Source organism: Bacterioplanoides sp. SCSIO 12839 (genome assembly GCF_024397975.1).
In the GTDB taxonomy this organism is placed as follows: Bacteria; Pseudomonadota; Gammaproteobacteria; order Pseudomonadales; family Oceanobacteraceae; genus Bacterioplanoides.
In genome coordinates this window covers 59,733-72,018 of record NZ_CP073745.1, presented here as the reverse complement: position 1 = coordinate 72,018, position 12,286 = coordinate 59,733, and the positions used below count along the sequence as shown (strand labels likewise).

General features: G+C 46.8%; 14 protein-coding genes and 1 riboswitch. Of the genes, 6 read left to right on the top strand and 8 right to left on the bottom strand.

Going from position 1 to position 12,286, the window contains the following annotated elements; all coding sequences use genetic code 11:
* Nucleotide 1: 1 nt before the first annotated feature.
* The 7 genes from KFF03_RS00330 to KFF03_RS00300 form a co-directional block, all read right to left on the bottom strand.
* Nucleotides 2–928 carry a phosphotransferase gene (locus tag KFF03_RS00330; RefSeq protein ID WP_255858303.1) on the bottom strand — a complete coding sequence of 309 codons (927 nt, stop codon included), beginning with the start codon at nt 926–928 and terminating at the stop codon, nt 2–4.
* Nucleotides 879–1,490, bottom strand: coding sequence for a nicotinamide riboside transporter PnuC (pnuC, locus tag KFF03_RS00325; RefSeq protein WP_255858302.1), 612 nt, complete (start codon nt 1,488–1,490; stop codon nt 879–881). Before pnuC ends, KFF03_RS00330 begins: the two co-directional genes overlap by 50 nt.
* 36 nt (nt 1,491–1,526) lie before the next feature.
* A complete protein-coding gene (locus KFF03_RS00320; RefSeq protein WP_255858301.1) occupies nt 1,527–1,793 on the bottom strand; it encodes a hypothetical protein in 267 nt (88 codons plus the stop codon).
* A 139-nt stretch (nt 1,794–1,932) separates the two neighbouring features.
* On the bottom strand, nt 1,933–4,086 hold the full coding sequence (locus KFF03_RS00315; RefSeq protein ID WP_255858300.1) for a TonB-dependent receptor: 2,154 nt from the start codon (nt 4,084–4,086) through the stop codon (nt 1,933–1,935).
* A gap of 56 nt (nt 4,087–4,142) precedes the next feature.
* Nucleotides 4,143–4,280, bottom strand: a riboswitch (TPP riboswitch).
* Between the two features lie 84 nt (nt 4,281–4,364).
* Nucleotides 4,365–4,673 (bottom strand): S24 family peptidase, encoded by a 309-nt coding sequence (locus KFF03_RS00310; RefSeq protein ID WP_255858299.1) that lies wholly within the window; start codon nt 4,671–4,673, stop codon nt 4,365–4,367.
* An 8-nt stretch (nt 4,674–4,681) separates the two neighbouring features.
* Nucleotides 4,682–5,182, bottom strand: a complete 501-nt coding sequence (gene sodN / locus KFF03_RS00305) for a superoxide dismutase, Ni (RefSeq protein WP_255858298.1) — start codon at nt 5,180–5,182, stop codon at nt 4,682–4,684.
* Nucleotides 5,182–5,400 carry a hypothetical protein gene (locus tag KFF03_RS00300; protein ID WP_255858297.1) on the bottom strand — a complete coding sequence of 73 codons (219 nt, stop codon included), beginning with the start codon at nt 5,398–5,400 and terminating at the stop codon, nt 5,182–5,184. The genes sodN and KFF03_RS00300 overlap by 1 nt, the downstream gene beginning before the upstream one ends.
* Nucleotides 5,401–5,648: 248 nt before the next feature.
* On the opposite strand from KFF03_RS00300, the gene htpX reads away from it, so the two are divergent.
* The 4 genes from htpX (at nt 5,649) to KFF03_RS00280 (ending at nt 8,313) form a co-directional block, all read left to right on the top strand.
* Nucleotides 5,649–6,545: a protease HtpX gene (htpX, locus tag KFF03_RS00295; RefSeq protein WP_255858296.1), complete on the top strand. Its 897-nt coding sequence runs from the start codon at nt 5,649–5,651 to the stop codon at nt 6,543–6,545.
* A gap of 160 nt (nt 6,546–6,705) precedes the next feature.
* Entirely contained in the window at nt 6,706–7,236 is a 531-nt protein-coding gene (locus tag KFF03_RS00290) for a helix-turn-helix transcriptional regulator (protein WP_255858295.1), read from the top strand.
* Complete coding sequence (locus KFF03_RS00285) at nt 7,233–7,952, top strand: AzlC family ABC transporter permease (protein ID WP_255858294.1); 720 nt, start codon at nt 7,233–7,235, stop codon at nt 7,950–7,952. Before KFF03_RS00290 ends, KFF03_RS00285 begins: the two co-directional genes overlap by 4 nt.
* Nucleotide 7,953: 1 nt before the next feature.
* A complete protein-coding gene (locus tag KFF03_RS00280) occupies nt 7,954–8,313 on the top strand; it encodes an AzlD domain-containing protein (protein WP_255858293.1) in 360 nt (119 codons plus the stop codon).
* A 4-nt stretch (nt 8,314–8,317) separates the two neighbouring features.
* Here KFF03_RS00280 and KFF03_RS00275 read toward each other — a convergent pair whose 3' ends face one another.
* On the bottom strand, nt 8,318–10,396 hold the full coding sequence (locus KFF03_RS00275) for a bifunctional diguanylate cyclase/phosphodiesterase (RefSeq protein WP_255858292.1): 2,079 nt from the start codon (nt 10,394–10,396) through the stop codon (nt 8,318–8,320).
* Between the two features lie 242 nt (nt 10,397–10,638).
* Between KFF03_RS00275 and KFF03_RS00270 the strand changes: the two genes are divergently transcribed.
* Both KFF03_RS00270 and KFF03_RS00265 read left to right on the top strand, forming a co-directional pair.
* Nucleotides 10,639–11,829: a hypothetical protein gene (locus KFF03_RS00270; RefSeq protein ID WP_255858291.1), complete on the top strand. Its 1,191-nt coding sequence runs from the start codon at nt 10,639–10,641 to the stop codon at nt 11,827–11,829.
* Complete coding sequence (locus KFF03_RS00265) at nt 11,817–12,281, top strand: hypothetical protein (protein ID WP_255858290.1); 465 nt, start codon at nt 11,817–11,819, stop codon at nt 12,279–12,281. Before KFF03_RS00270 ends, KFF03_RS00265 begins: the two co-directional genes overlap by 13 nt.
* The last annotated feature ends 5 nt before the right edge of the window (nt 12,282–12,286 follow it).

Sequence of the window (12,286 nt, the reverse complement as noted above, 5' to 3'; positions counted from 1 at the left end):
GTTACTCAGGACAATCGACTATTTGAATCAAGGTTGATTCCAGCGTCTTTATATCCCAGATCTGTTGTGCACCGTACCAGAGAGCAGCCAATGCGGATATTTGCTGTTTCGCCAATTGCCAGTGACGCAGATTCCACGTTTCATTTGAATAATACTGTTGCAACATTTTATGTTGCTGCTGTTCATTTAACTGACCATCAATACTGACGGTAGCCAAATCCCATAACGGGTGACCAAGCCCAGCATATTCCCAGTCAATTAATCGCAATCCTTGCGATGCCATAATCCAGTTGTTTAACGTGGCATCCATATGACACAAACACTGTGTTTGGTCCGGCGCTTCTGCCAGTATCAAAAGCAGCTTATTTAAGACTCCATCCAATGCATCCGATACATCTCTTAATTGACGAATAATTTCAATATATTGCTGCGCTTTATCGACCAAGGAAATAGTCGGCAGTGGATGAGCAGGTTGGATTTGATGCAATGTTTTTAGCACAGTCACAATTTGATTGAGATGTGTGTCATTGGGGTGTATATCATTGATGATGAGTTCATTCTTGAGAACTTCAGTCGATAACGACTTACCCTGAATATATTCACGAATCCAGTATCGCGGAGTATTTGTATGCCGGTAAATCACCGGATTCACTAATCCAGCTTCAGCAGCCATCTGATGAATGCGATATTCAGCATTGCGATCAATATCCAACTCGGCACTGTTTTTTGCATCAAACCGAATCACATAACGTTCAGCATCAAGATGAAGAAGGTAATTCTGATTGGTCATACCACCAGATATTTTCTCCAACTGACTATCGTTTGGTCGGCAGGAGGTAATTTGCCACAGCGGCCAGTCGTCTAAAATTTTAAGTGGATCAATTGAGTTGCTGCTCATAGTCTTTTTTCCACTTAAACCAGCCGACAACAGCAAGTCCTAAATAAATCGCCATTTGCAGAGCAATCAGATACAGCTCTGCCTGCCAATACAGGAAGATTGCGCAACTATTAAATAGCTGCCAATACAGCCAGTTCTCTAATACTTTTCGGGTCACCATCCAGGTGGTAATCACAGCTCCCCAGGTGGTAAAGGAATCGAGAAACGGAACCGCGGCCTCCGTATTGGCTGCGAGCAATGATCCTGAGATCAGTGTCAGGCCAACAATGGTAACCGCGGCAATCAGATGCTGTGGTAAGCGCCATCGCTGGATGGGTAAATCCTGCGTGGCTTCAGAATTACCATGCCGCCAGGCCCACCAGCCATAAATAGCAATTAATAAATAATAAACATTCAGTGCTGACTCCATCACCAGGCTGGCATCCCAGAATAACCAGGCCAAAATGCCGGTATTGATAAACCCCGCATACCAACACAGTGGGTTTTGTCTGATAGCCAATAACAGGTAAGCAATGCCAAAAGCAAACGCAATGACTTCCCATACACTGGTTGCCTGCGCGGCACTGATAATTGCGCTGAGTGTTTCGTTCATAATAATGTCCGTTTAGCCGTGTGACCTAACTCTGTCTTAGCCGTGCGGCTTCAGGGCTGGATCTAAATTGGTGCCGATAAATTTACAGACAAAAATCGCTTTTCCGAACTGTTCAAAAGAGCGTTTTATTTCGACATTAAGTGTGTTCATCACCAGATCATAATCCCCAAACACTTGAGTACTCATGGTGTTACACACAACCGACAGGTCTTCGATTGACTGCAAACGCTCAATAAAATCTTTAATGGCGGGAATATAGTCGTCGGCTAATGGGTATTTGCTGATTTCGACAGAGAGCTGCATGGTTTTTCCCTCATAATAAAAGGAAGTAAAGCCTGAGGTATTGTTACCGCAACCGTCTGCCGCAGGGATGCGGCAGCCGAGCCTACAGGGATGTATTTACGGCGTGTTGCGGAGTAATACATCAGGCTTTATTTCTGGTTCAAAACGAGTATTTACCTTCGATACCAACTAAACGAGGCTCTCCCAGTTGAACATACCGATCATCTGCATATCCATTTCGAGGATCGTTACCAAAGCCACCAAAACCGCGCACTTCTTGATCCTGATCTGTCAGGTTACGACCATATAAAGAAGCTTCAAATGGGCCTTGTGCAAACACCAGTCTTGCATGCCATAACACATAGGATGTTGATTTTTCATCATGGCTATCCGAGAAATAAAACTCGTCTTTTGCCTCATTTTCAACAACCACTGAGAACTGATCTGTTAATCGATAATTAACAGCTGCAGCCAGAGAGTATTCCGGTGCGTGAGCCTGAGCGCGACCATCTTTGTTGAATTCACCATCATCGGTTTCAAAACTATAATCGACAAACTCGGTTTCCAGGTAACCGGCACTTAATTGAGCCGCCAGTTTATCAGTTGCCTGCCAGTTAGCTTCTAGCTCCAGACCGTAATTTTTACCTTCAGCCGCATTGGCAAGGTAATCCTGGAAAGTGATTGAATTATCATCGTTTTGAACGGCATAAGAGCTTTTAACCTGTTGATCCTTACGCTGAATATAAAAAGTTGCAACCCGGGTTTGTAGCTTGTCGTCTAACAATGATGATTTAAGACCCAACTCCACTGTATTGTTGTATTCAGTATCAAATGTTCGGTTAGATTCTGAAATATCCGGGTCAGTGTTAACACCACCAGCTTTATAGCCTCTTGCTAAAGAGCCATATACCAGGTTGGCCGAATCAAGCAAATATTCCAGCGTAGCCTTACCGCCCCACAATGTTTCCGTTTCATCCGATTCAATTGCATTGGTATCATCAAAGTCGTTGTTCCACTGCTCTGCTCGTAAGCCATAAATCAGGTTTAAACGATCATTTAATTGAGTATTTAACTCGCCGTAAAGCGATAATGAACTGACCACCAGATCACTGCGGTATTGGCCATCAGCAAAGGTGTAATTGCGTTTCAGTGATTCGTCCCGGTTAAAGTAATAAATACCGGCAACCCAGTCGGTGGTGTCAGCAAAAATACGTCCGTTTTCGCCCGACAACAGACGCAGGTCCAGACTATCACGCTGGTAGTCACGCAGATATTGGTCAAATGAGCTATAACCATCGAAGTCAGCTAAACATGGACCTTGAGTTGTGTCACAAGGGTCTGCCTGGTATTCCGGCTCATCTGGCAAAAAGGTGTACTGCCCAAAAGCCCAGTCTTCATCGTAGCTGTATTCAACATCCGCTTTAGTCGTGGCAATGGATGTTTCAAATGAAACAGCATCAGACAATTTAGAATTTAATTCCAATGCAAACGAGTGGCTTTCCTGAGCATCAATACCTGGGTTATCCGAATAAGTAATTCGGTTGTTATCCAGAGAAAAGGCATCATAGCCGTTATCAATATCGGTATAAAAATAGGTGAAGTTAAGGTCAGTTTTATCCGACAACTGTGCCGCTAATTTTCCGCGCAACACCACCTCGTCAATATTGTTGGTGTTATCTTTATCCAGAAAATCATTTTCCATATAACCGTCAGTTTTGAAGCTGGAAACTGCCAGACGTCCCTGCACGTTATCGGTTAGCCCACCGGAGATAGCGCCACTTTGTCCGTGTGTACCATAGTTACCGGCTTTGGCGGCAACAAACCCTTCTGTTTCTTTGGTGGGCGCTTTGGATTGAATATTAATCATGCCCGCCAGAGCGTTAGCACCAAAGCGGGTGCCTTGTGGGCCGCGTAAAATTTCCACCTGCTCAATATCCAGCAAGGTTGCTGCGCCACCCAGACCGGTCATATCGATGCCATCAATCATTAAACCCACCGACGGGTTTACCGGATCAATAAACTGGCTACGCTCACCAATACCACGGATCTGAAAATAACGGCCACGGGAACTGCCCGATGAAAAATTCACATTGGGCGCAAAGCTTAAAATCTGCTCCAGATGCTCAGCACTGCGCTGTTCAATTTGTGTATCAGTGACGACCGTAACGGCTTCGGGAATACTTTGCACATCAGTCTGACGAAAATCTGCGCTCACGGTTACCGTATCAAGATCAACCGTTTCAGCTTGAGCTGATAGTGACATTGCCAGCGCCAAAGGTGATAAAAGAAAAGCAGGCTTTAAAAAATAATTCATCAGGTCTTCCTGTTGATTAAAACGAAAGACCCGGTCATAGAGCGTAAAGAAAACGTGGCCGTTAAGCTCCCCATTCCTACGCCGGTATTAACCGGATCAGGTTCAAGGGGTTCGCGATTTACCGTGGGTAAATATTCACGTCTCAGGCCATTACAGTTCAGGTCATCAGACCCTGGCCACCCCCTGGGAACAATTCATATCATACTGTTATTGTCGGCAAGGCAGAAAGCGTAATATTACTTACCGGCGGTTGATCGGTGCATGAGAGCAGCCAATCGTCAGATTCGGGCAGAAGATTGATTGGGTGCTTTAATATGCCAGCGCACTTTGCCCAGAATACAGTTTTGAGAGAGCCAGCCCATCGCCGCACTGTTAGTGCTCATTGGGTTATCACCCTGCAACCAAAACTCGTAATCGGTACTGATCGCTGCGATACGCTTAATGATGACACCGAGCACTGGGTGTTTCACCACCACAACATCGCCGATCTGATAACGACGCATAAAATTGCGGCGACAAATAACAAAGTCGCCATCAAGATAAGAAGGGGACATGCTTTGCCCCCTGACTTTATGAACCCTCAGCATCAGGCGAATTAGCCCAGCTTCGGATAAACCACCTGTTCTTCTGGTGGATACGGGCAAGTTGCAGTAAAGGTATCCACACCTTTGGTTGCCCAGAAGCTGGCAGCAAACTCGTTCACCAGAGTCAGTAGCTTTTCAGCTGGCTCACGAGTGATGTGCTGTTTACACGCCGAACCGGCCAGCATGATGCTGTGCACCAGTTCATTGGTGTTCGGGTATTTTTCAAATTGAGGCTGCTTAAAGTAGTCACCCCAAATGGTGCGTACTTCGTCTTTTACTTTGGCTGCGTGAATTTCTTTTTCACGTACCAGACGAGACAGCTGTGCCTGATCGGCAACCGTCAGTTCGTCTTTGGCGGCGATTTCCTGAATCAGATCAACAAAACGAATAACACTCAATGCTGCGACCTGAGCGATCTGAGGATCGTAAATTTTGCATGGAATATCACAGTGTGCATCGGCACGCTCAAAGCCCATCAGGGTATCCAGCATAGAAAAAACGGTATGCAACATTATTCCTGATCTCCATGTTGTTCTTGTTTGGCGGTTTTGTTTTTCTTCACAGCAAAAAAAACAGTGGCAACACCAGCAAAAGCAATAGCGCCGTAAAACAGGGCATGCATTAACGGGCTTTCCCAGCTGCTGTGGTCATGGCCGACATGAGCCGATGCAACAGAAGTGGTCAGTAACAGCACGGTAGCTGAAAGCATTTGCTTAGCAAATTGAAGCATAGGGATCCCTCTGGTTTGAATATCTGATTGAATATCGTAGCGCTACTAGACTATTGCAAACGATTATCAATTACAACCAAGAAAAAGGTCTACCGGGGAGAGATCGCTCCTTGCTGGATTTGCCAATCTCCAGGCATGACCCTTCCTGACAGATTCACTCGGGTTATCCCTTGAAAATGTCACAAAAAACGCCATCTTTGTGCATATAACAACCGTATAAATTTCAACCTTGATGAGGGACTTCGCAGATGATGCGTATCTTATTATTTCTGGGTACCAACCTGGCCATTATGCTGGTGCTGGGTGTCGTACTGAGTGTTCTTGGTGTAGGTAACTACATGCAGGCCGGTGGCGGTATTAACCTGACATCGCTGCTGATCTTCTGTGGTGTGTTCGGCATGGGCGGCTCACTGATCTCCTTGATGCTGTCAAAATGGATGGCGAAAAAGTCCATGGGTGTGCAAATCATCGATCAACCACAAAATGCAGGCGAACAGTGGATTGTGTCCACGGTGAAAGAACTGGCCGATAAAGCGGGTATTGGCATGCCGGAAGTCGGTATTTTCCACTCCGATGCCCCCAACGCATTTGCCACCGGAGCGAGCAAAAATAACGCACTGGTTGCTGTTTCCACCGGCTTATTACAACGCATGGATAAAGAACAAGTAAAAGCCGTGCTAGGCCACGAGATTGGTCATATTGCCAATGGCGATATGGTCACACTGGCTCTGATGCAGGGTGTACTGAATACTTTTGTGATGTTCTTTGCCCGTATTATTGTATCGGTGATTGATTCCTTTACCCGCGATGAAAATGGCGAAGGTGGCCTGGGCTTCCTGGCACGTATGGGCATCACGATTGTCATGGATATGTTACTGGGTATTCTGGCATCCATGATGGTGGCGTGGTTCAGCCGTCGTCGTGAATATCGTGCTGACCAAGCCGGTGCTGAGCTGGTAAGCCCGGCAGCGATGGCTGGTGCCCTGGCTGCGTTGAAACAAACCTACGACCAGCCAAGCGACTTACAAGGTGAACTGGTCGCCTTTGGTATTCGTGGTGAAGGGGGAGGCCTGTCTGCTCTGATGGCCAGCCATCCACCACTGGATGACCGTATCAATGCGCTGAAACAGCGTTACGGTAACTGATCTTCAGGTTCTGAGAAGCCCTTGCCAGCATCACTGGCAGGGGCTTTTTTGTGCCTGTCATTTATAGCAGACTGCCGCATTTCCTTGACTCGTAAGTGTTTCATATATAGAACGTTTCTTTTATCGAACACCTATTTTATCAAACACCCAGAGTGATGGTATGTCTGAATCGCCGCTGCAAACACTTGGTCAACATCTGCAACAATTACGCCTAGCTCGTGGTATTTCGTTATCACAGCTGGCGGCTGAAGCCGGTATCGCCAAATCCAATTTATCCAAAATCGAACAGGGCAAAAGCAACCCTACACTGGATACTTTGTGGCGTATTGCAGTCCAGTTGAACACGCCATTTGGCAATCTGGTCGCACCAATCGATATGCTGGTAGGTGACGACGATTTTCAGATACGCCTGCTTGATCAGAGCGATGAATCCCCCAAAGTAGATGCTTATTGGATGAACTGTGCCGCCAACAGCCGGCATAACTCTGAGGCTCATCTACCGGGTACTTCTGAGACCATCACGATGATTCGCGGCCAGCTGGAAATTGGTACCGCCAATAGCAGCGTGTTACTGGCAGCCGGACAGAGTTATACCTTCAGCGCTTATCAACCCCATTTTTATCGCAGCCATGAACAGGGGGCGACCTGCCTGATGACGGTAGTGTATAACGACCCGGAGAAAACAGTATGATCGCTCAGAAGCAAATCACTTCGGGGAGTCCATTCTGGGTAGGGGTCCGTGATGCGACACCGCTGCTGGGCGGTTATATCCCAGTGGCTATCTCATTTGGTTTGATTGCAACTCAGGCTGGCTTTTCACAATGGGAAACCATTTTTATCTCCACGCTGATCTACGCTGGTGCCTCCCAGTTTCTTTTTGTTGCGATGTTCGCTTCAGGCGCTCCTTTGTGGTTGATTATCAGTATGACCTTGCTGATTAATGCCCGGCATATTGTGTACGGACCAAATCTGGCACCCCTATTACCCGCAAGTAAGAAGTCCCTCTTTTTGATGCATGGCCTAACCGATCAGATTTTTGCCCTGGCCTTGGCGCGTTTGCCGGCAATACCGTCAGAGCAACGCGAAAGTTGGTTTAGTGGCGCGATGTTACTGGCCTGGTTCAGCTGGGTTGGTGGTACTGCTACCGGAGCCCAAATGGGAGACACCCTGATATCTCAGTGGCCATTTCTTGCGGAAGTAATGCCATTCGCATTGCCAGCTTTATTTCTGGTGTTATTAGCACCGAAGTTTTCATCAACTCAATGGAGCATAACTCTGGTGGCCACGTTAATCGGTGCGCTGGCTTTAAAAGTGATTGGCTGGAGTAACGCCGCTATTCCGATTGCCGCGGCATTGGGGACCTTGCTGTATTACATGATTGATTCATTGAAAGAAAAGCGAAGCTGATATGCACATAACTCTTCTTCAAACCACCGTCATTCAAAATGCGTTATGGCCTGCCTTGTTGCTGATCGCTGCAGGCACCTTTGTCATGCGCGCAGTACCTTTTATCTGGACGCATAAACATTTGGCAAAACATAACGGTACTCGCGCTTTGCCAACCTGGTTGGGGATTCTTGGTTCCTGTACCACGGCAGCATTATTGGGTGTTTCAATGGTGCCAGGGCAACCAAACCTAACAGCCTGGTTGGCAACCGGCATAGGAATTCTGACAACGTTACTGGTATGGCATAAAACCCGATCGATGGGGTTACCAATTCTTGCAGGCGTAATGGCTTTTGGAATGGCATTGATGATACCGGCTTAAATATCTAAGCCGGACAGATGCGTTTTTGCCCTTGCTGCACAAAAGAAACAAAGTCATCAAGCGGCATTGGCTTGGCAAAATAATATCCCTGAATAACCTGGCAGCCATAGCTATTGAGAAAGTTCACTTGCTCTTTTTTCTCAACACCTTCAGCACACAGCGACATACCCAGTCGCTTCGCCATTTCAATGATGGTTAACACCAAGGCATCGTCACGGTGTGACTCACCGATGTTATCAACAAACTGTTTATCAATTTTAATAATATCAATCGGAATTTTGGTGAGATAACTAAGGGAAGAATAACCGGTACCAAAATCATCCAGCGCAACTTTGCAGCCAAGCGCACTGATTTCACTAAAGAATTTATTCGCCACATCCAGATTATCAAGGTACGAATATTCCGTTACTTCAAACTCCACCATACCACGGGGAATGTCGTATTTCAGGAATGCACCTTTAATCACCCCAACCAGGTGATATTTTTTTAAATCAGTGGCCGATAAATTAATCGAAACCGGTAGCTGTATGCCAGCCGGTACAAAAACATCACGGACATCCAGACAAACCTGTTGAATCACCCACTTGGTAATTTCAGTGATCTTGCCGGACTGTTCCGCAATCGGAATAAACTCTGCTGGTGACACAAACCCAAGTGATTCACTGTGCCAGCGAATGAGCGCTTCTGCCCCGACCGGCTGACCGTCCGCTGTTACTTTGGCCTGATAGTTCAGACAGAATTCATCATTCTGTAACGCCGGAACAATGGCATTCGCAATATCCACACGACGCTGGTGTTCCGCCATCATATCGGCATCAAAAATACTGAATCGTGACTTGCCCCGGTGCTTAGCATCGTACATAGCAATGTCGGCATCACGAATTAATTCGCGAATATCCTGATACTGTTCACATCGGCGGGCAATACCAATGCTGGCGGTGATCCTCACTTCCCAGGAACTGACATTAAATTTCTGCGCCAGGCCACTGACAATTCCCGCTGCCAGTGAGTCCAACATTGGTGTACCGTCCACACTCTCAGTGAGAATCAAAAACTCATCACCGCCATGGCGGCACACCAAAGCGTGTTCGGGGGTATAAGTGAGCAAACGTCCGGCAACCCCGGCTAACAATAAGTCTCCGACTTCATGCCCCAATGAATCATTTACTCCTTTAAAACCATCGAGGCCAACAAACATCAGGTCATACGTTTTTCCGGTGGTGGTTGCCTGCTGTAACAATTCCTGAAGACGATTGATAAAGTGCTTACGATTCATCAAACCCGTCAGGCTATCGTAATTAGCCAGATATTCCGTTTCTTTTTTGCCCCGCTCCAGCAAAGCAACATACTCCTGATTCATCTCAGATTCTTTGCGAATCTCTTCCATCATATTATTGATATCGGTTGTCAGGGACGACACTTCATAATGCCCACTAACAGGAATTGTCAGGTTATAGTTTTTACTTTTTTGCACCTGGCGTGCGAACTCCGACAAGCGGGTTAACGGCGATAACCAGCGATTTCCAAACGCAGAAAATGCCAGCATTAATAACAGCATCACCCCCAGCACGGTCGGCAATGTATGCATCATGAGACTATGCGCACTCTCGTCCAATGGCCCCTGAAAATCATTCACAATCACCAGATAGCCAAGTTCAGCCGACGGATCGCCCACCCGTTTGACAACTCGTATCGCACCTTGCTGTCGGTGCAAACCTAACGTTTGCGGACTGTTATTTTTAATCTGGAGACGTTTTTTTTCAGGTAACGCACGCTCGGAAGCACCCAGATAAAAATCCACCAGCTGCCAGTTGGCATCAAACACAGCCGCGCATTTTACGTGCTCGTAGGGATCTAACCGGAGTAATAAGGTTTTCAGCTGAAAGAACTGATCCGGCTGACCAAGAATAGCGACCAGATCAGAAGCCATATTGTCACTCAGCGCATCCAGATCGCCTTCAACATAGCTGGCGTAAAGCTCGCGGTGTTCTTTCAGAGCAAGCGTCAGTACCGACCAGACAAGCACCCCCATAAAGAACAGACTGAGCAGTACAATCGCGGTTCTGATGCTTTTAATCAGCATAATTCTCCCGGAGGAAGTGATCCGATGATGAGGTACAGGACAGACGGTCAAAATTCATTATTATCAGGCTAGTCTATAAAGCGGTGTCAGAGGGTTAAAAATACAATAATTACGATACTGACCTATAATTTGTGTTACATAAAGTAATCACCACAAAAAATATGAATAAGGATATCTTGATGGCAGGGGCTTCAAGGGCAATTCACAACCAAGCATCACGCCTCCTCTTGTTGACATCTTTGATGGTAACACCCGTATTCGCCACGGCCGTAGAAATCAGCGACCAGCTGGATGTTTCAGGGTTTGCCCGTATTATTGGTGGTTATCTCGACAGCGATGCCGACAGCCTGAATGGTTATGAAGATGAGCTGACGTTCCGCGAACAGTCTCTGGTTGCCATTCAACCCAGCTATACTTTTTCCGATCAGCTTTCAGTTACTGGCCAGTTTTTAGCGCACAGCAATCCGGAGCGAGAGTCTGGTACGGAATGGTTATATGTGTCGTACCAACCCAACAGCCATTGGCAGTTTCGTGCCGGTAAGATGCGCATTCCACGCTACGCGTACAGCGACAGTATTGATGTTGGTTATTCCTACCACTGGATCACACCGCCATTACAGGTTTATAACAATTATTTAGTACCAACTTTTAACGGGGTCAGTGCCAACTACAATTATGCGGGTGAAGATTTCGCCTTATACCTCGAAGGTTTCTACGGCTATTTTAACGGTGAAATTTTTCAGGCCGGCAACCGGGTTGATGTTAAAGCCGATGTAGAAGACCTGCGCGGTATAGCCGCAACCCTATCAAGCCATAATATTTCTCTGCGTTTATCCTATAACACCGGTACTAATAAAACCGATGTTCCACAGCTTGTTCCATTACAGAATGCCCTTGAACTAACAGGCTTCAACAACAGCGCACATTCTCTGGACGGTGATGGCCGTGCCCATTTTTACGAAATAGCGCTCAGTTACGACAACTTTGATCATTTCATCAAAGCAGAATGGACACGCGCTGAAACCGAACTGGATCTTGCCCCCTCAGTTGAAGGATATTATCTGACGGCCGGGCATCTGATGAATGACTGGACGCTACATTTCACCTATGCCGCCAGCGCCTATGCGAATGTCAAAGCGCAGCAAGAGCTGCAGCCCTTCCGGAACCAGCCAGGCCACCCATTAGCTGAACTCAGCAATGGTTACTACCAGATTTTTGATTCGGTGCCTAACGGTAGCCTGGACAGTTATACACTCGGTGCCCGCTGGGATTTCCGGTTAAACATGGCCCTCAAAGCGGAAGCCAGCTATTTACATGAAACTCAACCACGCAGCGGATTTTTTGGCACTCGTTTCACAACCGGAGTGCCAGAAGATTTAGATAAAAAGCTGAATGCCACTTTGCTGCAGGTTGGTTGGGAATGGGTATTCTGATGCGCTGGCTGCGAATCGTCGTTTCGGTTTTTGCCCTGCTGTTATTGCCGCTGGAATTAATCGCAGCGGAACTGGTGGTGATTACCCAACGCCAAGCGAGTGACTCCACTCTGGATGATCATAAGCCCGCATTGGCACTGAATCGTGAGCAGGTGCGTAATTTATATATGGGGGCTTCACTGAGTTATAAACTCAAACCCATTGCACTGAAACCCGGAAACCGGACACGCTCATTATTTAACGCCAAAGTAATCGGCTTATCGGAATCGCGTATTCAGTCTTATTGGGCACAGATGAAATTTACCGGGCGGATGAAAGCGCCCAAAACATTGGCCAGCGAAAACGCTGTACTGGAATATTTACTGCAAAATCCGGGCAGCGTGGGTTATGTTGCGGCTGACACCGAGTTACCCACATCGATACAGGTGATTTTCCGCACCGGGGATCAATAGTCATA